The sequence below is a fragment of the Falsiphaeobacter marinintestinus genome (assembly GCF_007923355.1).
GTDB lineage: Bacteria > Pseudomonadota > Alphaproteobacteria > Rhodobacterales > Rhodobacteraceae > Phaeobacter_A > Phaeobacter_A marinintestinus.
The window spans coordinates 95,743-116,247 of the sequence record NZ_VOGO01000006.1 but is presented as its reverse complement, the minus strand read 5'-3'; the positions used below and the strand labels follow the sequence as shown (position 1 = coordinate 116,247).

The 20,505-nt window shown below is 58.7% G+C and carries 24 protein-coding genes; 17 read left to right on the top strand and 7 right to left on the bottom strand.

Annotated elements, in window-relative coordinates; genetic code table 11:
* Positions 1–11 precede the first annotated feature (11 nt).
* Positions 12–872 carry a crotonase/enoyl-CoA hydratase family protein gene (locus FOY56_RS14150; RefSeq protein ID WP_146346512.1) on the top strand — a complete coding sequence of 287 codons (861 nt, stop codon included), beginning with the start codon at positions 12–14 and terminating at the stop codon, positions 870–872.
* Positions 873–984: 112 nt separating this feature from the next.
* On the top strand, positions 985–2,301 hold the full coding sequence (locus FOY56_RS14145; protein WP_146346511.1) for a TAXI family TRAP transporter solute-binding subunit: 1,317 nt from the start codon (positions 985–987) through the stop codon (positions 2,299–2,301).
* On the opposite strand, the gene FOY56_RS14140 is transcribed toward FOY56_RS14145, so the two are convergent.
* Positions 2,285–3,265, bottom strand: coding sequence for a DMT family transporter (locus FOY56_RS14140; RefSeq protein WP_146346510.1), 981 nt, complete (start codon positions 3,263–3,265; stop codon positions 2,285–2,287). The two genes, FOY56_RS14145 and FOY56_RS14140, sit on opposite strands and share 17 nt — an antisense overlap.
* A 176-nt stretch (positions 3,266–3,441) precedes the next feature.
* Between FOY56_RS14140 and FOY56_RS14135 the strand changes: the two genes are divergently transcribed.
* From FOY56_RS14135 to FOY56_RS14085, 11 genes are all read left to right on the top strand, one after another.
* The gene (locus FOY56_RS14135) at positions 3,442–3,957 is read left to right on the top strand and encodes an SRPBCC family protein (RefSeq protein WP_146346509.1); all 516 of its coding nucleotides are present in this window, start codon (positions 3,442–3,444) and stop codon (positions 3,955–3,957) included.
* 92 nt (positions 3,958–4,049) lie between these two features.
* A complete protein-coding gene (locus FOY56_RS14130) occupies positions 4,050–4,979 on the top strand; it encodes an ABC transporter ATP-binding protein (protein WP_146346508.1) in 930 nt (309 codons plus the stop codon).
* Positions 4,976–5,737 (top strand): ABC transporter permease, encoded by a 762-nt coding sequence (locus FOY56_RS14125; protein ID WP_146346507.1) that lies wholly within the window; start codon positions 4,976–4,978, stop codon positions 5,735–5,737. Before FOY56_RS14130 ends, FOY56_RS14125 begins: the two co-directional genes overlap by 4 nt.
* 116 nt (positions 5,738–5,853) lie before the next feature.
* Entirely contained in the window at positions 5,854–6,651 is a 798-nt protein-coding gene (locus FOY56_RS14120) for a S49 family peptidase (protein ID WP_146346712.1), read from the top strand.
* 1 nt (position 6,652) lies between these two features.
* Positions 6,653–6,835 carry a hypothetical protein gene (locus FOY56_RS23965; protein WP_146346506.1) on the top strand — a complete coding sequence of 61 codons (183 nt, stop codon included), beginning with the start codon at positions 6,653–6,655 and terminating at the stop codon, positions 6,833–6,835.
* Positions 6,832–7,779, top strand: a complete 948-nt coding sequence (locus FOY56_RS14110; RefSeq protein WP_146346505.1) for a calcium/sodium antiporter — start codon at positions 6,832–6,834, stop codon at positions 7,777–7,779. Before FOY56_RS23965 ends, FOY56_RS14110 begins: the two co-directional genes overlap by 4 nt.
* A 24-nt stretch (positions 7,780–7,803) precedes the next feature.
* Positions 7,804–8,586, top strand: a complete 783-nt coding sequence (locus tag FOY56_RS14105) for an SDR family oxidoreductase (protein WP_146346504.1) — start codon at positions 7,804–7,806, stop codon at positions 8,584–8,586.
* A 290-nt stretch (positions 8,587–8,876) separates the two neighbouring features.
* The gene (uvrC, locus tag FOY56_RS14100) at positions 8,877–10,754 is read left to right on the top strand and encodes an excinuclease ABC subunit UvrC (RefSeq protein WP_146346503.1); all 1,878 of its coding nucleotides are present in this window, start codon (positions 8,877–8,879) and stop codon (positions 10,752–10,754) included.
* A 79-nt stretch (positions 10,755–10,833) separates the two neighbouring features.
* Entirely contained in the window at positions 10,834–11,499 is a 666-nt protein-coding gene (gene pgsA / locus FOY56_RS14095; RefSeq protein WP_146346502.1) for a CDP-diacylglycerol--glycerol-3-phosphate 3-phosphatidyltransferase, read from the top strand.
* Positions 11,499–11,744 (top strand): molybdopterin converting factor subunit 1, encoded by a 246-nt coding sequence (gene moaD, locus FOY56_RS14090; protein ID WP_146346501.1) that lies wholly within the window; start codon positions 11,499–11,501, stop codon positions 11,742–11,744. The genes pgsA and moaD overlap by 1 nt, the downstream gene beginning before the upstream one ends.
* Position 11,745: 1 nt before the next feature.
* Complete coding sequence (locus FOY56_RS14085) at positions 11,746–12,189, top strand: molybdenum cofactor biosynthesis protein MoaE (protein ID WP_146346500.1); 444 nt, start codon at positions 11,746–11,748, stop codon at positions 12,187–12,189.
* A gap of 4 nt (positions 12,190–12,193) precedes the next feature.
* Here the strand turns inward: FOY56_RS14085 and FOY56_RS14080 are convergent, their stop codons facing one another.
* The 3 genes from FOY56_RS14080 to ubiA form a co-directional block, all read right to left on the bottom strand.
* Complete coding sequence (locus FOY56_RS14080; RefSeq protein WP_146346499.1) at positions 12,194–12,520, bottom strand: hypothetical protein; 327 nt, start codon at positions 12,518–12,520, stop codon at positions 12,194–12,196.
* On the bottom strand, positions 12,521–14,473 hold the full coding sequence (locus FOY56_RS14075) for an OmpA family protein (protein WP_146346498.1): 1,953 nt from the start codon (positions 14,471–14,473) through the stop codon (positions 12,521–12,523). It abuts the gene before it with no gap.
* Between the two features lie 66 nt (positions 14,474–14,539).
* The gene (gene ubiA / locus FOY56_RS14070) at positions 14,540–15,502 is read right to left on the bottom strand and encodes a 4-hydroxybenzoate octaprenyltransferase (RefSeq protein ID WP_146346497.1); all 963 of its coding nucleotides are present in this window, start codon (positions 15,500–15,502) and stop codon (positions 14,540–14,542) included.
* Positions 15,503–15,514: 12 nt separating this feature from the next.
* Between ubiA and FOY56_RS14065 the strand changes: the two genes are divergently transcribed.
* The 4 genes from FOY56_RS14065 to FOY56_RS14050 all read left to right on the top strand — a co-directional run bounded on the left by FOY56_RS14065 (position 15,515) and on the right by FOY56_RS14050 (position 19,097).
* Positions 15,515–16,237, top strand: coding sequence for a 16S rRNA (uracil(1498)-N(3))-methyltransferase (locus tag FOY56_RS14065; protein WP_146346496.1), 723 nt, complete (start codon positions 15,515–15,517; stop codon positions 16,235–16,237).
* Complete coding sequence (locus FOY56_RS14060; RefSeq protein ID WP_146346495.1) at positions 16,234–17,112, top strand: GNAT family N-acetyltransferase; 879 nt, start codon at positions 16,234–16,236, stop codon at positions 17,110–17,112. Before FOY56_RS14065 ends, FOY56_RS14060 begins: the two co-directional genes overlap by 4 nt.
* Positions 17,109–17,636, top strand: a complete 528-nt coding sequence (locus FOY56_RS14055; RefSeq protein WP_146346494.1) for a hypothetical protein — start codon at positions 17,109–17,111, stop codon at positions 17,634–17,636. Before FOY56_RS14060 ends, FOY56_RS14055 begins: the two co-directional genes overlap by 4 nt.
* 90 nt (positions 17,637–17,726) lie before the next feature.
* Complete coding sequence (locus FOY56_RS14050) at positions 17,727–19,097, top strand: glutamate--cysteine ligase (protein WP_146346493.1); 1,371 nt, start codon at positions 17,727–17,729, stop codon at positions 19,095–19,097.
* Here the strand turns inward: FOY56_RS14050 and FOY56_RS14045 are convergent.
* From FOY56_RS14045 to FOY56_RS14035, 3 genes are read right to left on the bottom strand one after another with little or no spacing between them, the layout of a single operon-like run.
* Positions 19,087–19,461: a hypothetical protein gene (locus tag FOY56_RS14045; protein WP_146346492.1), complete on the bottom strand. Its 375-nt coding sequence runs from the start codon at positions 19,459–19,461 to the stop codon at positions 19,087–19,089. The two genes, FOY56_RS14050 and FOY56_RS14045, sit on opposite strands and share 11 nt — an antisense overlap.
* On the bottom strand, positions 19,461–20,006 hold the full coding sequence (locus tag FOY56_RS14040) for a hypothetical protein (RefSeq protein WP_146346491.1): 546 nt from the start codon (positions 20,004–20,006) through the stop codon (positions 19,461–19,463). The genes FOY56_RS14045 and FOY56_RS14040 overlap by 1 nt, the downstream gene beginning before the upstream one ends.
* Positions 19,951–20,478 carry a GbsR/MarR family transcriptional regulator gene (locus FOY56_RS14035; protein WP_246139490.1) on the bottom strand — a complete coding sequence of 176 codons (528 nt, stop codon included), beginning with the start codon at positions 20,476–20,478 and terminating at the stop codon, positions 19,951–19,953. Before FOY56_RS14035 ends, FOY56_RS14040 begins: the two co-directional genes overlap by 56 nt.
* Positions 20,479–20,505 lie beyond the last annotated feature (27 nt).

Here is a 20,505-nt window from a genome sequence, read left to right as displayed (position 1 = left end):
GAGACCAGAACATGACAACAGTAAGCTATGAACGGGATGGCCGGATCGCGCGGGTGACGCTGAACCGGCCCGAAGTCATGAATGCCATCAATGACGAGATGCCAGTCGATCTGGCCAACGCAGTGGCGCGGGCGGATGCGGATGACGATGTCCATGTTATTGTCCTGTCCGGCAATGGTCCTGCGTTTTGCGCAGGCTATGATCTGACGTTTTACGCCGAAGGCAACGGCACGGGTGAGGTGACTCAGGAGATGCCCTGGGATCCGATCAAGGATTATCGGTTCATGTGGCAGAACACCCAGCATTTCATGTCGCTCTGGCGGGCAGTGAAACCGGTGATCTGCAAGGTGCATGGTTTTGCGGTCGCCGGAGGATCGGACATCGCGCTATGCGCCGACCTGACGATCATGGCCGAGGATGCCCGGATCGGATACATGCCCGCACGCGTCTGGGGCTGCCCGACCACGGCAATGTGGGTCTATCGGCTGGGCGCAGAAAAGGCCAAGCGGATGCTGTTCACCGGCGACAAGATCACCGGGCGCGAGGCGGCCGATATGGGGCTTGTTCTGGAAGCCGTGCCCACCGATCAACTGGATGACCGCGTCGAAGAGCTGGCCGCGCGGATGGCTGGCGTGCCGATCAACCAACTGGCGATGCAGAAACTGGTGATTAATCAGGCCATCGAACAAACCGGCATCATGCAAACACAGCGGCTGGCGACCATTTTCGATGGGATCACGCGGCATTCACCCGAAGGCATCAACTTCAAGACCCGCTCGGAAGAGGTCGGATGGAAGCAGGCCGTGTCTGAACGCGATCAGGGCACCTGGGATTGGACTGCAAACGAAGAACTGCCGCGCCGCAATCGGTGACATCGCAGGTTGTTCTGAAAGGACCACGACAGAGTCCGGCTGCCGCTTGCGCCATATGGCAATCGTCGTCTAGCATGTCTTGCGGAAATTGGGATTCAGGTGGATTGTCGTCGTGCAAAATCTAATGCGGGCCTGGGTCTTGTTCGGAGCATTTGTTGTTCTGGCCGGACTGGCAATCATTCTGATACGCCTACACCCGCCCAAACAGATCGTAATGGCAGCGGGCCCCGACGGCGGCGCCTATGCTGAAATCGCCGAAGACTATCGCCGCATTCTGGCCCGCGACGGGATCCGGCTGACGGTTCGCGAGACCGCCGGGTCGCAGGACAACGCCGACCTGATGGTGGCGCAGGACGTCGATGCAGCGATCCTGCAGGGCGGCATCCCCGTTTCGAGCGACACGATCGAAGCCATCGGAACGCTGTTTTTCGAACCGATGTTTTTTATTGCCCGGTCCGATTTGACCGCCTCAAGAAACCCGGCCCTGTGGCGGGGACTACGGATCAGCGCAGGTCAGGACGGGTCGGGTACGGCAACGGTCTTCGACGGTTTCCAACGGGCCGTCGGGCTGACCGACGCCGACAACACGCGCTTGTCCCTGAAGTACGAAGACGCTGTGGACGCCCTGATAGATGGCACGATTGACATTGCTGTTTTTGTAGCGCCCGTTGATGCGCCGTATCTGGACGATATCCAGAACGAACCTGCCGTCATGTATCTTGAACTGGACTATGTCGAAGCTGTGTCGCGGCGTCTGGCCCATGCCAATACAGTGACCATTCCGGCAGGCGCCATGTCGCTTGACCCGGTTCAGCCCCCGGACGCACACACGCTTTTGGCTTTGGAAGCCCGGCTGGTGGTCAATTCAAACCTGCACCCGGCGCTGATCAACCGGTTGACCATGGCCGCGATAGAGTTGCATGGCCGGCGCGGGATCATCGCAGACTCAAATACGTTCCCATCTGTCGAAGGTACGGGCTTGCCCGTCAACAACTCGGCCCGAAACCTTATCCTGAATGGTCCCTCCGCATGGCATGACTGGCTGCCGTATTGGATGGCGGCGCAGGTCAACCGGATGCTGTTGCTGCTTTTGCCGTTCATTTTCATTGTTCTGCCGTTGTTGCGCGCGCTGCCACAGGCCTTTGCCTATCTGATGCGCAGGCGGGTCTGGCAGCACTACCCTGAAATTCGAAAGATCGAAGAAACGCTCACACAGTCTCCGTCGATGGCGGCCCTTGCTGACATGGAGGACAGATTGGCAAACCTTGACGATAGTCTGGCCAAACTCAAACTGCCGCCCGCCTACCGGCACAACCAATATGATGCGCGTTTGCATATCGACCTTGTCCGCGCCCGCATCAGCGCGATGCAAAACGGGTTGCCTGTCGAAACCGATTCAAACGTCGTGCCGATCAATACCGGGCCTTGACCTCGGCCCGCGCGATGCGGCGGGCTTTCTGACCCTCGCGCAGGAAAACGAACAACCCGGCCGCCATGATAAGGGCCATGCCGGTCCAGACCTCCCAATCCGGCAGGTCGGCCCAGATCAGCCAGCCCCAGAACACGGCAAAGGGCAGACCAACATACTCGAACGGTGCAATGGTCGCCGCATCCGACAGCCGGTAAGCTTGGCTGAGGCAGTATCCGATGATGGCCGAGTTCAGACCCAATCCGATCATGTATGGCCAGTCGCCTGAGGCAGGCCATACCCAGGCCCTGAGCAGGAACTGAACACTTGCGCTGTCTGACCCTTCGGCAAACCGCCCGTCACCAGCAACCACAAAGAACCCCACCGACACCACGATGAACACCGCCTGAATGTAGACCGACATTGCTGACGCCTTGGTCGTCGCACCCAGTTTGCGGGTCATCAATTGCAGCAACGCATAGGTCAAAGCGGACAGCAAAGGCAGCATCAGGACAACCCGGCTGACCTGCAGGGCTTCGCCGCTTTCCCATGGGCGCTGCATGATGACGACACCGATAAACCCGACAATGACGGCCCCCATCCGAAGCGGGCCGACCTTTTCGCCCAGTATCGGGATCGACAGCAGGGTGATGAACAAGGGGGCCGCAAAGAACAAGGCGGTGGCGTCCGCCAGCGGCAACACAGCCAGCGCCACGAAGAATGTCATGTTCGAGATCACGACCGTCAGCCCGCGCAAAGTATGCAACAGCGGCTGTTTGGTTCTCAAAATCGACCAGCCGCCTTCAAACTGCACCATGCACAGGCCGAACATGATCCCGATGGCCGAGCGGGTGAACACCACCTGATGCAGCGGATAGCCACCGGACAATTGCTTGATCAGCATATCGTTGACCGAGATCGACAACATCCCGACAAGCACAAAGATGATCCCGGCACCGGGCCGGGCGGTCGCGCTGTTTTGCATGTGGCTGCCCTCCCTCGTGGTGCATTCTTCAGCCGTATCACGGTAAGGGGCCTGAGCAATGACTGTTTGCGACATAGCCATTTGGTCGTAGTCTTTTCACCAAATGGTCGTATGTACCTGTGCCCCCATTCTGTGATCGATTACACCGACTGAAAATGAGACGAGGAGTCCTTGCTATGCATATGAGCGATCAGCGCGTTATTCAGGCCGACCCTGCGACGGTCTATGCAGCCATTCTGGACCCGGAAGTCCTTAAAGCCTGCGTTCCTGGCGCCCAGTCCGTCGAAGGCAATCCGCAAGACGGATACACCGCAACGGTCACCCAGAAGGTCGGCCCTGTTAAGGCCACGTTCAAAGGTCAGGTCGTGATGTCCGATCTGGTCGAGAACGAAAAGCTGACCATTACCGGCGAAGGCAAAGGCGGTGCTGCAGGCTTTGCCAAGGGCGGCGCAATCGTGTCTCTTGCCCCTGCCGATGGCGGTGGCACAACCCTGAGTTACGAGGTTGACGCAAAGGTCGGTGGCAAGCTGGCGCAACTGGGCAGCCGCCTGATCGACGGCTTTGCCAAAAAGATGGCCGATCAGTTCTTTACCAACCTTCAGGAACAGATCGAAGGCCCGTCCGAAGAGGGCGAAGCGTCGGAACAGGGCGAGAAAAAAGGCTGGTTCAAGAAGCTGACGGGCAACGCCTGATCCCTGCATCATTGCGCAGGCATATGTGCACCTGTGCTGTGGCCCTTGCTGGCGTCGTGATCTAGTGTCCCGAAATCTCAAGGGGGCACAACATGACGGCGATCCTGTCCATTCAGGACCTGCGCAAAGTCTATGCGGGCGGGTTCGAGGCACTCAAAGGTGTCTCACTCGATATTGAGGAGGGCGAAATTCTTGCCCTTCTCGGGCCTAATGGCGCAGGCAAGACAACCCTGATCTCGACCATTTGCGGCATTACCACCCCAAGCGCGGGCACGGTGACTGTCGGCGGGCATGACATCCTGACAGATTTTCGTGCAGCCCGAAGCCTGATTGGTCTGGTGCCGCAGGAAGTCGCACTGGAGCCCTTTGAAAAGGTGCGCAATACCGTGCGCTTTTCGCGCGGGCTGTTCGGCAAACCAACTGATGATGCACTCGTCGAAAACATTCTGCGCCGCCTGTCTTTGTGGGACAAGAAGGACAGCTCGATAAAGGAATTGTCGGGCGGGATGAAACGCCGCGTGCTGATCGCCAAGGCGCTGGCCCATGAACCCCGTGTTCTGTTTCTTGATGAACCTACCGCTGGCGTCGATGTCGAACTGCGAAAGGACATGTGGGACATCGTCGACGAGCTGAAAAAAGACGGCGTCACGATCATCCTGACCACGCACTACATCGAAGAGGCTGAAGCCATTGCCGACCGCGTCGGCGTGATCAACAACGGTGAATTGCTGCTGGTCGAAGACAAAGACGCGCTGATGGGCCGGATGGGGCAGAAACAACTGGAAGTGCACCTGAGCGCGGCTTTGGACGCTGTCCCGGCTGCTCTGGCCGATTACAATCTTGACCTGGGCAAGGACGGGCGCAGCCTGATCTATACATATGATATTCGGGCCGAACGTACAGGGATCACGCGCCTGCTGAACGATGTCGCCCAGTCGGGACTGGTTTTGACCGATGTGAATACGCAGCAAAGCAGTCTTGAGGATATTTTCGTCGGACTGGTATCAGAGGGTAAGCCATGAACTGGACAGCCGTTGCCGCAATCTATCGTTTCGAAATGGCGCGTTTTTTCCGCACGCTCATGCAAAGCTTCCTGTCGCCGGTTCTGTCGACATCGCTGTACTTCGTCGTCTTTGGCGCCGCCATCGGCAGCCGCATCGATCAGGTCGAAGGGGTCAGCTATGGCGCCTTCATCGTGCCGGGTCTGGTCATGCTGTCGGTGATCACCCAGTCGATTTCAAACGCATCTTTCGGGATCTATTTCCCAAAGTTCATCGGTACCGTTTATGAACTGCTTTCGGCGCCGATCAGCTTTCTGGAAATCGTCCTCGGATATGTCGGCGCCGCCGCGACTAAGGCGCTGTTCATCGGCTGCGTGATCCTGTTCACGGCGTCGCTGTTCGTCGATTTCACCATCGCGCATCCTGTCGCCATGGTCGCCTTTCTGGTTTTGACCTGCCTCAGCTTTGCCTTGCTGGGCTTTATCCTTGGTATCTGGGCCGGGAATTTTGAGCAGTTGCAACTGGTGCCGCTTCTGATCGTCACGCCATTGGTTTTTCTGGGCGGATCGTTCTATTCGATCTCGATGCTGCCGCCGGTCTGGCAAACCGTTACCCTGTTCAATCCCGTTGTCTATCTGATCTCGGGATTCCGCTGGTCGTTTTTTGGCATGGCAGATGTCTCCATCGGCTTCAGCCTTGCGGCAATCGCGCTGTTCCTTTGCACCTGCCTGGCCGTAATCTGGTGGATCTTCAAAACCGGCTGGCGCTTGCGCGGGTAATAATCCGGCCATGGTGCGTTGCAAATTTGCCTGACGTTCCGTGATTTTTGTGACACGGGCAATTCAGACTGCCCGCGTACCTTGTTTGTCGGCGGGTGGCATTCTACATCGGCTGGATGAAGCTGCGTCTACCTTTCCTCAAGAACCCGCCGCTGGTCTCGATCGTTCGCCTGTCCGGCACGATCGGCATGAGCGGTCCCAAATCGTTAAGCGATGCCGCGCTGGCTCCGCTGTTGGAAAAGGCCTTTCGCAGGGGCAAGCCCAAAGCCGTTGCGCTGGAAATCAATTCGCCCGGCGGATCGCCTGTTCAATCTTCGCTGATCGGCGCGCGCATCCGGAGACTTTCGGAAGAACTGAATGTCCCGGTTTATGCCTTCGTCGAAGATGTGGCCGCTTCGGGCGGTTATTGGCTGGCCTCGGCCGCCGACGAAATCTGGGCAGATGACAGTTCGATCCTTGGATCTATCGGTGTGATTTCGTCCAGCTTCGGGGCGCATATCTTCCTGGCCCGTCAAGGGATCGAGCGTCGAGTGTATACGGCTGGCGACAGCAAATCCCAGCTTGATCCGTTCCGCCCCGAAAACCCTCAGGACGTCGAGCGACTGAAAGTCATTCTTGGCGACATTCACGAAAATTTCATCACTCAGGTCAAAACCCGACGCGGCGACAAGCTGGATGACAAGTCCGACCTGTTTACCGGCGAGATCTTTTTGGCCAAACGCGCGATTGACGTCGGGCTGATCGACGGAATTGCACATCTAAAGCCCAAAATGGTCGAACTGTTCGGCGACAAGGTTCAGTTCAGTCGCTATAGCATGCGTCGCCCATTGCTGTCGCGTTTTGGCGCGCAACTGGTGCAGGACGGCGTCGCGGGTATCGAGGAGCGCGCGGCTTTCGCACGTTTCGGCCTCTGACGTGATCTATAAGATTGTCCTTCTGTTTCTGGCGGTCATGGCCGTGCTGGCAATGCTTGGCAAGTACCGGTTTCCCGGGCAAGGCAAGCTGGAGTCTGCCCGGTGCCCGAAATGCCGCCGGTTTCGGATTGGCAAGGGGCCCTGCAGTTGCGGGCACATCGGTAAACGTGGGGGCAAGTCATGAGCGCATGGCTCTTTTCCGCTTTGGGGCTGGTCATCCTGCTGCTGGCCGGTGACGCTTTGGTTCGGGGGGCCGTAAACCTCAGCCTGCGTTTGGGTGTTCCTGCCCTGATCGTGAGCCTGACAATCGTCGCGTTCGGTACGTCGGCGCCTGAACTGCTGATCGCGATCAAAGCGGTACAGGACAATGCCCCCGGGATTGCCCTGGGCAACGTGGTCGGATCGAACACGGCCAATATCCTGATGGTGCTGGGCATTCCGGCCATCATGGCAACGCTGCACACCAGCGAATGCAACACACGCAAGACATATATCTTTATGTTGTTGGCCACGGTCCTGTTTATCGGTCTGGCGCTCTGCGGGACGCTGACAATAGTCAGCGGTGTGATCCTTCTTGCAGCTTTGTTTTTTGTTCTTGCCGACGCCTTTCGCGAGGCCCTGGCACATCGCCGCGCCGGCGAGCCTGATGATCTGGAAACGCTGGACGAAGCGGACCCCGATATGCCCTATTGGCGGATCGCGGTTTATCTGGTGCTTGGACTGATCGGCCTGCCCTTGGGTGCCAACCTGCTGGTGGAAAACGCATCCGTCATCGCGCGGACCTATGGCGTCACAGAAACCGTAATCGGGCTGACGCTGGTCGCTGTCGGCACGTCGTTGCCTGAGCTGGCCACCACTGTGATGGCCGCGCTCCGACGGCAGGCAGACGTTGCACTGGGCAATGTCATCGGGTCGAACATGTTCAATCTTTTGGCCATTGTCGGGATCGCGACGATGTTCGGCAATATCCCCGTCGACCCCGGTTTCATCCGGTTCGACTTGTGGGTCATGCTGGCCTCATCGCTGCTTTTGATCCCGTTCGTTTTCTTCCGCGTAGATATCACGCGGAGCTGGGGATTTGCGCTGACCATTCTATATGCAACATATGTGATTGCCGTCCTGATCTGACGGCCCCTGGGGACGGAGCATTTCATGACACGCAGCCTTGTGACCGGCGCTGGCATCCGACTGGGTCGCGCGATGGCGCTGTATCTGGCGCAACGTGGACATGATGTTGCTGTCCACTATGCCAGCTCTGCGGACGACGCCAACGATGTCGTGCAACAGATCCGGTCAATGGGCCGCAACGCAGTGGCGTTGCAGGCGGATCTTCTGGACGAAGCTCAAGCACAGGCGCTTCTGCCCGCTGCTGCACACGCCTTGGGCGGCCCGGTTACCTGTCTGGTGAACAACGCCTCGATCTTTGAATACGACAATCTGCACTCGGCGACACGCGACAGCTGGGACCGCCATATTGAAAGCAATCTGCGCGCCCCGTTTGTGCTGACGCAAGCCATGGCCGCGCAAGGGCTAAAAGCAGGCCAGGATGCGCAGGGAGAGCCCGTGGCCACCGGTCTGATTATCAACATGCTTGACCAACGTGTGCACAAACTGACGCCCGAGTTCATGTCCTACACCATTGCAAAGATGGGCTTGTGGGCGATGACCCGGACCACGGCACAGGCGCTGGCCCCGGCGATACGCGTCAATGGCATCGGACCCGGCCCGACGTTGCAGGGGCACCGGCAATCGGCGGCTCATTTCGAAGCGCAGCGCAGCGCGACGATTCTGGGTCGCGGGGCCAACCCCGCTGACATCACGGCGGCCCTTGGGTACTTTCTGGATGCCCCCGGCGTGACCGGACAGATGCTTGCCGTGGATGGCGGACAGCATCTGGGTTGGCAGACACCCGACGTATTGGGCGTTGATAAATAGGTGCCCCTGGGTCAAGTTTTGCACTGGTAAATGATCTGTTACCTAGGCGTTACAAAAATGTCTTTAAATTCATAAACTTGTCAGATGAAAAGAAAGTTATCATTTTAAATCAATAGCTTGAAAAAACGCCTAAAAAACAGGCACTCACTGGAAGCCTGCCGAAAACAAGGAAAATTACCTGCTGCCCCAAAGATATCTTCAGACTTATCCACAGAAGTGGTGGATTTGTTTTCTCTTGATCGTGGGCTTGCAAGATTGCAGGCAGGCAGCAAGAATCATACATCCACATCATGACCGATCAAACTGACAGCAGCAGCGACCCCGAGGTGACAGGCCATGCCTGTATTCAGGCCTATCTGAAGACGCTCGACAGTTCACCGGGCGTCTACCGGATGCTCGATGCGCAGGCCCGCGTGCTCTATGTCGGCAAGGCCAGAAACCTCAAGGCCCGGGTGTCCAACTATGCCAGACCCGGTGGGCATAGCGGGCGTATCGATCGCATGATCCGTGACACGTCGAAGATGATGTTCCTGACCACACGGACGGAAACAGAAGCGCTGCTGCTTGAGCAGAACCTGATCAAGCAGCTGAAGCCGAAGTACAACGTGCTGTTGCGCGACGACAAAAGCTTTCCCAACATTCTTGTTACGACCGGTCAGGCCTTTGCTCAGATCAAGAAGCACCGCGGCGCCCGAAAGGAAAAAGGGGCCTATTTCGGTCCCTTCGCCAGTGCCGATGCCGTAAACCGAACGCTGAACCAGCTGCAAAAGGCTTTCCTGTTGCGCAACTGTTCGGATTCGATGTTCGACAGCCGCACCCGGCCCTGCCTTTTGCATCAGATCAAACGCTGTTCGGCCCCGTGCGTCGGGCTGATTTCAGAAGCCGACTACGCCAAAAGCGTGCGCGACGCCGAACGGTTTCTGTCAGGACGCTCCACCAAGGTGCAAGAGGATCTGGCCCGGCAGATGCAAGAGGCGTCAGACGGGATGGAATTCGAACGCGCTGCTGCCCTGCGCGACCGGATCCGCGCGCTGACCATGGTGCAATCCAGTCAGGGCATCAATCCGCGTGGCGTGACCGAGGCCGATATCATCGCCCTGCACATGGAAAGCGGGCAGGCCTGTGTGCAGGTGTTCTTTATCCGGGCGAACCAGAACTGGGGTAACCGGGATTTCTATCCGCGGGCCGGAACCGATATTTCTGCCGCCGAAGTGATGGAGGCGTTCCTTGGTCAATTCTATGACAACAAGGAACCGCCCCGTCAGTTGCTCTTGTCCGACGCGATCGAGAACGAAGACCTGATGCAGACCGCGCTCAGCGAGAAAGCCGGGCGCAAGGTCGAAATACTGGTGCCACAGCGCGGCGAAAAGGCCGAACTGATGTCGGGGGCACTTCGAAACGCACGTGAATCACTTGCCCGGCGTATGTCGGAAAGCGCGACGCAGGCCAAACTGCTGCGTGGAGTGGCCGATGCCTTCGGTCTGGACGGTCCGCCGAACAGGATCGAGGTTTACGACAACTCGCACATCCAGGGCACCAATGCAGTCGGCGCGATGATCGTGGCCGGGCCGGAAGGGTTCACCAAGAACGCCTATCGCAAGTTCAACATCCGTGGTGATGACCTGACCCCCGGCGACGACTTTGGCATGATGAAAGAAGTTCTGAACCGCCGCTTCACCCGGCTTCTGAAAGAAGACCCGGACCGCGACAAGGGGCTGTGGCCCGACCTGCTGCTGATCGACGGCGGAGCCGGTCAGGTCAGCGCCGTGGCCGGGATCATGCAAGCACATGGCGTGCAGGACATCCCGATGGTCGGGGTTGCCAAAGGTGTTGACCGGGACGCCGGCAAAGAAGAATTCTACCGACTGGGTCAAAGGCCCTTTGCCCTGCGCCACAACGATCCCGTGTTGTACTTTGTTCAGCGCCTGCGGGACGAGGCGCACCGCTTTGCCATCGGGACACATCGCGCGAAACGGTCCAAGGCTCTGGTGGCCAATCCGCTGGACGAAGTGCCCGGTGTCGGCGCCACCCGCAAACGCGCCTTGCTGAAGCATTTCGGAAGCGCCAAGGCAGTCAGCCGCGCCAATCTGGTGGACCTGAAAGCTGTCGATGGCGTCTCAAGCGCGCTGGCCGAAACGATCTATGACTTTTTCCATGACAAAGGGTGACACCATGCCCCTGGACCCGCAGCACCCGGCCATGTGGCTTGCGCTTTCAAACCTCTCACATCCGGGTTAGGAATCCACCATGCAATGGAACCTTCCAAATATCCTCACGACCCTGCGCCTGATCGCGGCCCCTGGCATTGCGATCATGTTTTTGTATTTCGAACGACCCTATGCTGACTGGTTCGCACTGGTTCTGTTTCTAGGGGCTTCGATCACCGACTGGTTTGATGGGTATCTTGCCCGCGCCTGGCGACAGGAAACAAAGATCGGTACCATGCTGGACCCCATCGCTGACAAAGCGATGGTGATCATCGCCCTGATGGTGATTGTCGGGTATTCGTCAATGTCGCCCTGGCTGGTGCTGCCAGCCACGTTCATACTGTTTCGCGAGGTTTTTGTATCCGGCTTGCGCGAATATCTGGGGGACACGGCGGGCACATTGAAAGTCACACCGCTGGCCAAATGGAAAACAACCGCCCAGATGGTCGCCATTGCGGTTCTGTTTTCGCAAGGCATCTTTGAACATTACCTTGGCATGTCGGCTTATGGGATGGATCCGCAACTGATTGATGACATCTTGTCGGGCCGTGTTGAGGATCTGCACGGGTTGCGTTGGAAATTGGTCGGTATGGACATTACCGGTTGGGTCGGGCTTGGTCTGTTGTGGCTGGCAGCCGCGCTGACGCTGATCACTGGCTTTGATTACCTGCGCAAGGCCCTGCCATACCTGAAGGAGACGCGCTGATGGATGTTCTGTATTTCGCCTGGGTTCGCGAACGTATCGGCCTTCCGCGCGAGCAGGTCGATACACAGGCTGCGACTGTCGCCGACCTGATTGAGGAACTGCGCGCCCGCGAAGATCGGTATGCCGCAGCGTTTGAAGACCTCAGCGCCCTGCGCGTCGCGTTGGATCAGGATCTCAGCGATTTTGACGCCCCCCTAAAAGGCGTGCGGGAAGTGGCGTTTTTCCCGCCAATGACCGGAGGATAAAATGCGCGTTGCCGTTCAGTCCGCTCCCTTCGACCTTGGTGCCGAAGCCGAAAGTTTTGCCAAGGGCAACACCCGCATGGGGGCCGTTGTCACCTTCACCGGTGTGGTTCGGGACGTCGAAGGTGGCGACCTGAGTGCCATGGAGATCGAGCATTATCCGGGCATGACCGAAAAGGCGATTGCCAAGATCGCGGACGAGGCCGCGACTCGCTGGTCACTGGGTGACGTTCTGGTCATCCACCGCCACGGGCGGCTTGAACCCGGTGAACGGATCATGATGGTGGCCACAGCCGCGCCGCATCGCAAAGATGCATTCGAAGCGGCGGAATACCTGATGGATTACCTGAAATCCCGCGCGCCCTTCTGGAAGAAGGAGATCACAGCCGATCACACAGGCTGGGTTGCAGCCAAAGATGAAGACGAAGACGCCCTGACCCGCTGGTAAGCGATCAGACGTCGCGCATCCGTTCGACATGCGCGCGAAGTTGTTCGGCATCCTGACGCGCATCACGCAGACCATCCATGGCAGCCCGCAGTTCGGCCTCGGTCTGAGTTAGCTGATTGGTCAACTCGGCCTCGCGCTGTTGCAGATACGTGATCGCCTGATCGCGGGTTTCTTCGGCTTCGTGCAGTTCCTGGCTCATCCGGTCCAGATCAGCCACGTCACTTTGCCGAACGCGGGTGGCGCGATGCACCAGCCAGTTGGCAAACCAGCCGACGACAAACGCGACGAACAGAATGATGGCCGTGGTAATGATGAATTCGGTGCGGTTCATCTAGTTGTTCTCCCCGTCGGTCTCGGGCTGTGTATCCGGCGCGTCCGCCTCGCTTGTGTCGTCGTCAGCTGCGTCCTCGGAAGGTGCAACTTCGGTTTGCCCTGCCAGTTCTTCCAGCGGGCTTTCTTCTTCCGGCAGGCTTTCGCGCGGCTTTATCAGCCAGAATTCGATCCGACGGTTGTCTTCGCGCCCGTCTTCCGTGTCATTCGGCGAAATCGGGCGGGTTTCACCATATCCCACAGCCACATAGCTTGCTGTCGGAACGCGACGAGCCCGCAATTCGTTCAGAACCGACTGAGCCCGCGCCTGGCTAAGCTGCTGGTTCATTTCCTCGCGTCCCTGACTGTCGGTATGACCCTGAATCTCAAGACGGATGGACCCGCAGGCTTTCAGAACATCGACGATGCCGTTCATTGTGCCAAGCGACGCTTCGGTGATCGTCGCTGACCCCGGCTCGAACGCAATCTTCGAGGTTTCCTGAATCTCCTTGATGCGCGCGATGCATTGCTGTGGGTCAATCGGCTCATCCGGGTCCTCGGGAGGTTCCTGATAGGTAATCTCAAGCGCAAATTTTTCGGCCTCACCCAGTTTGTCAGACAAAAGCCGCGCGATTTCCGCGCTTGCGTCTTTCTGATGGCTGACCCCGCGCAGGACCAGATCATCAGGTGTGACGGTTACGACGCCCTGCCGCAGTTTCGACAGGACTTCGACACCGGCCAAAACCCGCATTGCCCAATCTGCCGGCAAATCGGATGCAACGCGCGTTGCCGTGTACACCTCTTTCGTCCCGAATCGCGCCCGCGCGAAACTGTCGACCACATCGCGAATCTGCGGGTCGCTGATCCGACCACGCAGTTGCACGAGACCTTCGGGGCTGAGCGTGCCGGTAAACTCCGGCGGTCCAGCCGATGTATCGCTTTCGGGCACGGGCAGAACAGCATGTAATGCAAAAACGTCGGGCAAGGCCGCATCAAGTTCTCCGACGACCCGGTCGAACAGGTTTTCCGACGTGCCTTCGGCAGCCACAAGCGTGATGTCGGCATCCGAATACGTGATCGCCCCGGCCCCCAGTTCCGCCAAGGCCTGGATGCCCTGAACAGTGGCCTGCGCCCAATTCGGCGATGGCACGCCCATGCCGACCGTGCAATCCACATCACCGACCGCACCAGCCGCGCGCGCTGCCGCCAGAATGCGTGCACCAGCTTCGGCAGTGTCGGCCGAACAGGCGTCGAAACGGCCGCCAGCCTCGTCGATCAAGAACCGCAGGGTAAAGGGTGTGATAACCGGACGCGGTGCGGCGATATCCAGCGCCAAACGCAACCCGGGTGGTGCCGCGCGGGTCAAAGCCGTCTCAAGCCGCATCTTGGCTTCGGGGCTGTCCGAAATCGCATCGACCGACACTTGTCCTGCTGTGACCGAGATTTTGGAGCGTGGCAGTTTGCTGAGCGCGATGACCGAGAATTGCAACGCATCATCCCAGCCTGCCGGCACCGGATAGTCGGCGGTTTGCAGCAGATCTGCCACCTGATCCTCGCCGACAAGCCCGTGCAACTGATCGACAAGATCGGCGCGATCCGTGCTGGCCGGTATCAGGCCGATGATCGATATCCCACTGTCATTGCGCAGAATTTCGATAGAGAATTTCGGGGGCGCCAAATCGGCCGTCGGGGCAATTTCCATACCGTCGATTATCCGTGCCGCGTCGACGACGTCTCCAACCACGGTCAGGGCATTGAACCGTGTCGCCTCGTCCGGAGCTATGCCGCTCAGAATCACCTGCAAGCCGTTTGCCTGCACCTCGGCCCAGCCATGGGCCGCGCGATCCAGCGACAACCGAACGTCAATTTCCGACGCCTCTTCCACGGCAGTCGCCGCGAACCGGGCGGCCACAAGGGACAGACCGGCAGCCAGCAAGAAGGTCATTCCAACTGCAAACACAAAGGAAAGTCGCATTTAGGTTTTGGTCTTTCAGAAGCTCCCGAGTGCCGAAGTCTTACAACCGCTTGGCCTGCGGTGCAATCAGGCCAGCAGCGCTGCCAAAAAGAAGATCAGCGGAATCAAGCCGGTGTCACGGTTTGCCCGAAACAGCTGGATCAGCTTTCTGTTGTCTTCAATGTCCAGCCCGCGCAACTGCCAGGCCATGTGCCAGCCCATCGCCCAGGGCCCGGCCAGTGCAATGACCAGCGCAAGTATCGACGCTTTGACAACCGCTGCATTGATCACAGCTAGCGCCATCAGGGACACGGTGCCCACCAGAAAATACTTCAACCAACCCGCAGTGTCCTGTCCGAACAGCCGGGCCGTCGATTTCACCCCGATCAGGGCATCGTCTTCGGCATCCTGATGCGCATAGATCGTGTCATAGAACAGCGTCCATGAAATCCCGGCGAAATACAGCACAACGGCGGGCCAGTGCAGAGCGCCGGTATGCGCCGTCCAGGCCAGCAGCGCGCCCCAGTTGAATGCCAGCCCCAGAAACACCTGCGGCCACCATGTAAAGCGTTTGGCAAACGGATAGATTGCAACTGGCAACAGGGACAGAACACCCATTGCAATAGCAGCGCGATTGAACGTCAGGAGGATGACCAGCGCCAGCAGGGCCTGAAGCACCATCCAGACAACCGCCTGACGCACCGACACCTGCCCGGACGGAATAGGCCGCGACCGTGTGCGGTCGACCTGCGCATCGATTTTACGATCCGTGATATCGTTCCAGGTACACCCGGCCCCGCGCATCAGCCACGCCCCCAGCGCGCAACCCACAGCGATCCATGCGTCTTCCCATCGCGGGCTCTGGTCCCACAGCATGGCAAGCGCCAGACCCCACCAACACGGGATCAGCAGCAACCAAGTGCCAATGGGTCGATCCGCGCGGGACAAGCGCAGATAGGGCCGCGAATAAGCCGGGGCCAATGAGTCGACCCAGTTGCCTTCTACAGCATCCGAGATCTGACCATCTGGTGTTTGGGCATTGCCTTGCATAAGTAAGCTTTCATGAAAGCGAAGGTCAGGCTGTATCTAGACCACCCTCTTGGGGTGGGGCAATCGGTTCCGTTGGACCGTGATCAGGCACATTACCTTTTTGGGGTGATGCGCCTGTCAGTTGGCGACGGGGTTCTTGTGTTCAACGGCCAGTCCGGCGAGTGGTTGGCCGAGATCACCGAGGCTGGCAAACGCGGCGGGGCTCTGAGCGTGGTGGACCAGACCGCGCCACAAATGAACCCGCCTGATCTGTGGTTGCTGTTCGCACCAATCAAAAAGGCCCGCACCGATTTCATCGTCGAAAAGGCGGCCGAGATGGGGGCCGCCCGGATCGTTCCGGTGCAGACTGACTTCACCAATTCCGAACGTATCCGCCAGGACCGCCTGCAGGCCCACGCCGTCGAGGCCGCAGAACAATGCGGAGGAACATTTGTTCCCGAGGTGACCAACCTGCAAAAACTCGACCGGCTGTTAGACAACTGGCCCGACGATCGCCAGTTGATGTTCTGTGACGAAACCGAAGCGGGTGCTGCGCTGACTCTGGCTAACGCGGGCAAGGGCCCCTGGGCGATTGTGATCGGCCCCGAAGGCGGATTTTCTGATCGTGAGCGCAAGCGCCTCAACGCGCTTCCTCAATCACACGTCGTCAGCCTTGGACCGCGAATCCTGCGGGCCGACACCGCTGCCGTCGCCGCGATGACCATCTGGCAGCAAACGTTTGGAGATTGGCAATGAACGCGCGCTTAAGCTCACCGAAGCTCAGAAAGGCGACCGAACAGGATGCGGAACTGATCGACGCCTATCTGGCGCAGCACGCTGCTACGTCGATGTACCTTCGGGGCAACCTGTCTACACATGGTGTTGGTTTCACGGATCATCCTTTGTCGACCGAATTCCACCTTTGGGAACCCGATGGCCTTGCCGGTGTATTTGGGATCACCCGATCCGGATATCTGATGGCGCAGGTGCCCGGTATGCCCGAAGAGGCTGCCCAAGCCTTTGCCCAGGTGCTCGCAGGTGTCGAAACACTGGGCATGACCGGGGTAACCAATCAAGTGACCGAAGTACTGCGGGCCTTGGATTTGGAAACCGCCGATTATCAGATGCGACACATCGAACCTTTGTTCCTGCTTGATCTGTCGGACCTGCCCACCCAGCCCGAGACATGCCGCCCGATGCACCCGGACGATCTTGCGATCATGGAGCCCTGGTTTGCGGACTACCTGTTTCAAACCGGCCAGTTCGATGCTGAGAACGCACGCCAGAAGGCACCCGAACGGGCCAGGATTGAGCTTGCCTCGGGCCGGGTTCGAGTTGTCGAAGATGGCGGACAACCTGTTGCCATGGCGACGTTGAATGCCGTGGTTGGACATCATGCACAGGTTGGCGGTGTTTTTGTCCCCGACAAATTCCGCAAGCGCGGGCTGGGCCGCCGCGTGACCATAGCCGTTTTACAAGACGCCCGCGCTGAGGGCGTTCAAGTTGCCAATCTGTTTGCCAATTCGCCCGACGCCGCCCGGCTGTACGAAAAAATCGGTTTCAAGCAGATCGGATGGTACAGCATCGCCCTGTTGGCGCGCCCCTACATCATCAACGGAGGCGCCGCATGAGCTTTGTCCGCCCCGAAGCCCGCGCCGTGATCTGGCGGTGGCGAGAACTGATTGCCGCCAGCGTGATCGCTGTGGTTGGTGCCAGCTGGGCTGCAGGCCCGGGCGGATTGCTAGGCTGGGTCGGCTGGGCCCTGATCGTTGCCGCCGCCGCCCTTGCGCTTGTCGGGATACAACGCGCCCGGTTCCGCACCGGAACCGGCGGTCCCGGCGTGGTTCAGGTTGATGAAGGTCAGATTGCCTATTTCGGCCCGCTCACCGGCGGTGCCGTCTCTACGTCCGAGCTTGAGCGACTGGTTCTGGACCCGACATCACAACCAACGCACTGGCTGTTGCATCAACCCGGCCAGCCCATCCTGCACGTTCCGATCAATGCCGAAGGGGTCGATGCCCTGTTCGACGTGTTCAGCGTCCTGCCCGGTTTCAACACCGAAAAGATGCTGTCAACGCTGCGCAAACCGGGCAGTCATCCCGTGGTGATCTGGGAACGTAACCCGATGCGACCTGCCGGTCTGCTGCATTCGTAATCACGTCAATGCGCATCAAAGCGACGTGCATGTCTTGACACCCCTGCCCAAGACATTCACCTCTTTGCAAGCAGAACGGGAGCCTTTGCCATGTCCATTCCTCAGTCCGGCGGCGGGCCGATTGAACACCACGACCAATTGGCCGAATACCTTGAGAAGGGGTGTAAGCCCAAGGAAGACTGGCGTATCGGCACCGAGCATGAAAAGTTCGGGTATTGCAAAGACACCCACAAACCCCTGCCCTATGAGGGCGAACGGTCGATTCAAGCCGTTCTTGAAGGGCTGCGTGATCGCCACGGATGGTCTCCGCTGGTCGAATCCGGCAAACTGATCGGGCTGGAAAAAGACGGCGCCAACATCTCGCTGGAACCGGGTGGGCAGCTGGAACTGTCCGGCGCGCCGCTTGAGACGATCCACCAGACCTGTGACGAGGTGAATCAGCACCTGCGCGACGTCAAAGATATATCGGACAAGATCGGCGTCGGCTTCCTTGGTCTTGGTGCCGCGCCCGAATGGACGCACGACCAGATGCCGTTGATGCCCAAAGGCCGGTACAAGCTGATGGACAGCTATATGCAAAAGGTCGGAACCATGGGCACATCGATGATGCGCCGGACCTGCACGGTGCAAGTGAACCTCGATTTCGGCTCGGAAGCTGACATGGTGCAGAAGATGCGTGTCGCGCTGGCGCTACAGCCTGTGGCAACCGCCCTGTTCGCCAATTCCCCATTCTTCGAAGGCAAACCCAACGGTCAGAAAAGCTGGCGCTCCTACATCTGGCGTCACCTTGACGATGCACGAACCGGAATGCTGCCCTTTGTCTTTGACGAAGGCTTCGGGTTTGAGGCCTGGGTGCAATACGTGCTCGATGTGCCGATGTATTTTGTCTATCGCGATGGTCAGTACATTGATGCCCTGGGCCAATCCTTCCGAGATTTTCTGAAAGGCGAACTGCCCGCCCTGCCCGGCGAAACCCCGCTGATGTCAGACTGGGCCGATCACCTGACCACGGTCTTCCCCGAAGCGCGGGTGAAGCAGTTCATCGAAATGCGTGGTGCCGATGGTGGCCCGTGGCGCCGCCTGTGCGCCCTGCCCGCGTTCTGGGTTGGCCTGATGTATGACCAATCCGCACTGGATGCCGCCTGGGATCTGGTCAAGGACTGGGATGAGGAAACCCGCTGGGCCTTGCGCGTTGGCGGAGGCGAACAGGGGCTGCAGGCGCAGGTCGGCAAGATCAACATGAACGATCTGGCCCGCGAAGTGCTCGACATTTCGCGCGCGGGCCTCAAGGCACGGGCCAAGCCGGGTCTGGGCGGTATGGTCGCCGACGAACGCCATTTCCTGCACGCGCTGGAAGACAGCGTAGAAACCGGAATGGCCCCAGCAGACGAACTGCTGGAGCTTTACAACGGTGAATGGAACGGCGACCTCAGCAAGATCTACGACGCATTCAGCTATTGACCGGCGCGTCAGCCTCGGGAACCCGAGGGGTTTTCGGGGCGGCCTCTGGCGGGTTGACCACGCCGCGCAGGGTTGCGATGGCGTTAGAAAATCCCAATCCCAGACACAAGGCCGCTAGACCAAGGGCGACCGGCAACGCTTGCATATGGGGAACAGGTGCCATGGCGATCCCGGCCGCGATCAGCAGAACGCCCCCGGTTCCGATGGCGGCATACCCCGTCGCAACAGCAACCGCCGCCGCTTTATAGGCAGTTCCTGTCTGCGGACAGTCCCCCAGGATACGTCCGATCCTCAGGATCATGACGCTTAACGCGCCGACAGTGATCAAAGACAACACAAGGTAAGTGGACATAGCGGTAATCATCAGTGGTCTCCTTTTTTTAACAAAACGGAAGATTGGTAGATGGGATTGCAAAGTTTGACATAGATCCAGCCAGTTACCCCGCCCCAAGTCAGTGCAAATGCGGATCCGAAGGCCAGATAGAACAAAGCTATCTTTGCCATATCACCCGCATCGAACAGCAAGCTGATGGCCCACACAGAAATCGACAGGCCAGCGTTCACCAGAAACGCAGCCGTCGCGACCCCGCCAGAGGAAATCGGGCGTCGGGCGAACCAGATCAGCATCGCGGGAAAACCTGCGACCAGATACAGCAGACCACCCATTCCAAGGGCAAAGACCGGGATGACAGCGTAGAATGTCGCCGCCGTTACAATCAGCGGGCCGCCGATCAACCCGACAATCAGAGCAACAGGATCCACCACATGGGCCGATTTCCGAGCCGCGGGAAGAAGCAAGCCCATCTTTCTTTCAGTTATTTCTGTCATAAGAGAAATCTCCGGCAAAATTTTTTTAGCTGCCCTTCGGCAACAACCGTGCGATCCGCCCACCAAGGCGAATGATTGCAAGCTGCACGGGCCGTGGCAGCCGCGAGACGTCCTGATACCAGTCATCGAACATTTGCATCGTGACCAAGGTTTCATCGATGCGTGCCCGTACCTGACTGGGCGTTCCATCGCCTTCAGCCTCGTCTGCAACATCCTTCAAGGCCAGCAACGTCGGCGCGTACTCCCGATCCCGGCGACTTTCGACCACGGTTCTGGCCAGATCGAACACATCGCGGATCGACGTAAAGTGATCGCGTCGGTCGCCCAGATTTCGGCTAACCGTAACGATTTTAAGGCCTTGCAACTCTTTCAACCCATTAGAGACATTCGAACGGGCCAGCCCCAACGCCTCACAAATCTCATCAGCGGCCAAGGGTTCCGGCGTGATGTGCAGCAAGGCATGGATTTGCGCAACAGACCGGTTCACGCCCCATTTTGTGCCCATCTCGCCCCAGTGAAGAACGAAGGCTTGCATGGCGGGTGTCAGCTTCATCACGAATCAACCTTGATTGACAGTTAT

Bases quoted from the DNA above. Each gene is read 5' to 3' on its own strand.
- moaD (WP_146346501.1), top strand. From the start codon at position 11,499: ATGGATGTTCTGTATTTCGCCTGGGTTCGCGAACGTATCGGCCTTCCG.
- uvrC (WP_146346503.1), top strand. From the start codon at position 8,877: ATGACCGATCAAACTGACAGCAGCAGCGACCCCGAGGTGACAGGCCAT.
- FOY56_RS14075 (WP_146346498.1), bottom strand. From the start codon at position 14,473: ATGCGACTTTCCTTTGTGTTTGCAGTTGGAATGACCTTCTTGCTGGCT.
- FOY56_RS14055 (WP_146346494.1), top strand. From the start codon at position 17,109: ATGAGCTTTGTCCGCCCCGAAGCCCGCGCCGTGATCTGGCGGTGGCGA.
- FOY56_RS14035 (WP_246139490.1), bottom strand. From the start codon at position 20,478: ATGAAGCTGACACCCGCCATGCAAGCCTTCGTTCTTCACTGGGGCGAG.
- FOY56_RS14150 (WP_146346512.1), top strand. From the start codon at position 12: ATGACAACAGTAAGCTATGAACGGGATGGCCGGATCGCGCGGGTGACG.
- FOY56_RS14085 (WP_146346500.1), top strand. From the start codon at position 11,746: ATGCGCGTTGCCGTTCAGTCCGCTCCCTTCGACCTTGGTGCCGAAGCC.
- FOY56_RS14130 (WP_146346508.1), top strand. From the start codon at position 4,050: ATGACGGCGATCCTGTCCATTCAGGACCTGCGCAAAGTCTATGCGGGC.
- FOY56_RS14050 (WP_146346493.1), top strand. From the start codon at position 17,727: ATGTCCATTCCTCAGTCCGGCGGCGGGCCGATTGAACACCACGACCAA.
- FOY56_RS14045 (WP_146346492.1), bottom strand. From the start codon at position 19,461: ATGATTACCGCTATGTCCACTTACCTTGTGTTGTCTTTGATCACTGTC.
- FOY56_RS14065 (WP_146346496.1), top strand. From the start codon at position 15,515: ATGAAAGCGAAGGTCAGGCTGTATCTAGACCACCCTCTTGGGGTGGGG.
- FOY56_RS14135 (WP_146346509.1), top strand. From the start codon at position 3,442: ATGCATATGAGCGATCAGCGCGTTATTCAGGCCGACCCTGCGACGGTC.
- FOY56_RS14110 (WP_146346505.1), top strand. From the start codon at position 6,832: ATGAGCGCATGGCTCTTTTCCGCTTTGGGGCTGGTCATCCTGCTGCTG.
- pgsA (WP_146346502.1), top strand. From the start codon at position 10,834: ATGCAATGGAACCTTCCAAATATCCTCACGACCCTGCGCCTGATCGCG.
- FOY56_RS14080 (WP_146346499.1), bottom strand. From the start codon at position 12,520: ATGAACCGCACCGAATTCATCATTACCACGGCCATCATTCTGTTCGTC.
- FOY56_RS14060 (WP_146346495.1), top strand. From the start codon at position 16,234: ATGAACGCGCGCTTAAGCTCACCGAAGCTCAGAAAGGCGACCGAACAG.
- ubiA (WP_146346497.1), bottom strand. From the start codon at position 15,502: ATGCAAGGCAATGCCCAAACACCAGATGGTCAGATCTCGGATGCTGTA.
- FOY56_RS14105 (WP_146346504.1), top strand. From the start codon at position 7,804: ATGACACGCAGCCTTGTGACCGGCGCTGGCATCCGACTGGGTCGCGCG.
- FOY56_RS14125 (WP_146346507.1), top strand. From the start codon at position 4,976: ATGAACTGGACAGCCGTTGCCGCAATCTATCGTTTCGAAATGGCGCGT.
- FOY56_RS14140 (WP_146346510.1), bottom strand. From the start codon at position 3,265: ATGCAAAACAGCGCGACCGCCCGGCCCGGTGCCGGGATCATCTTTGTG.
- FOY56_RS14120 (WP_146346712.1), top strand. From the start codon at position 5,854: ATGAAGCTGCGTCTACCTTTCCTCAAGAACCCGCCGCTGGTCTCGATC.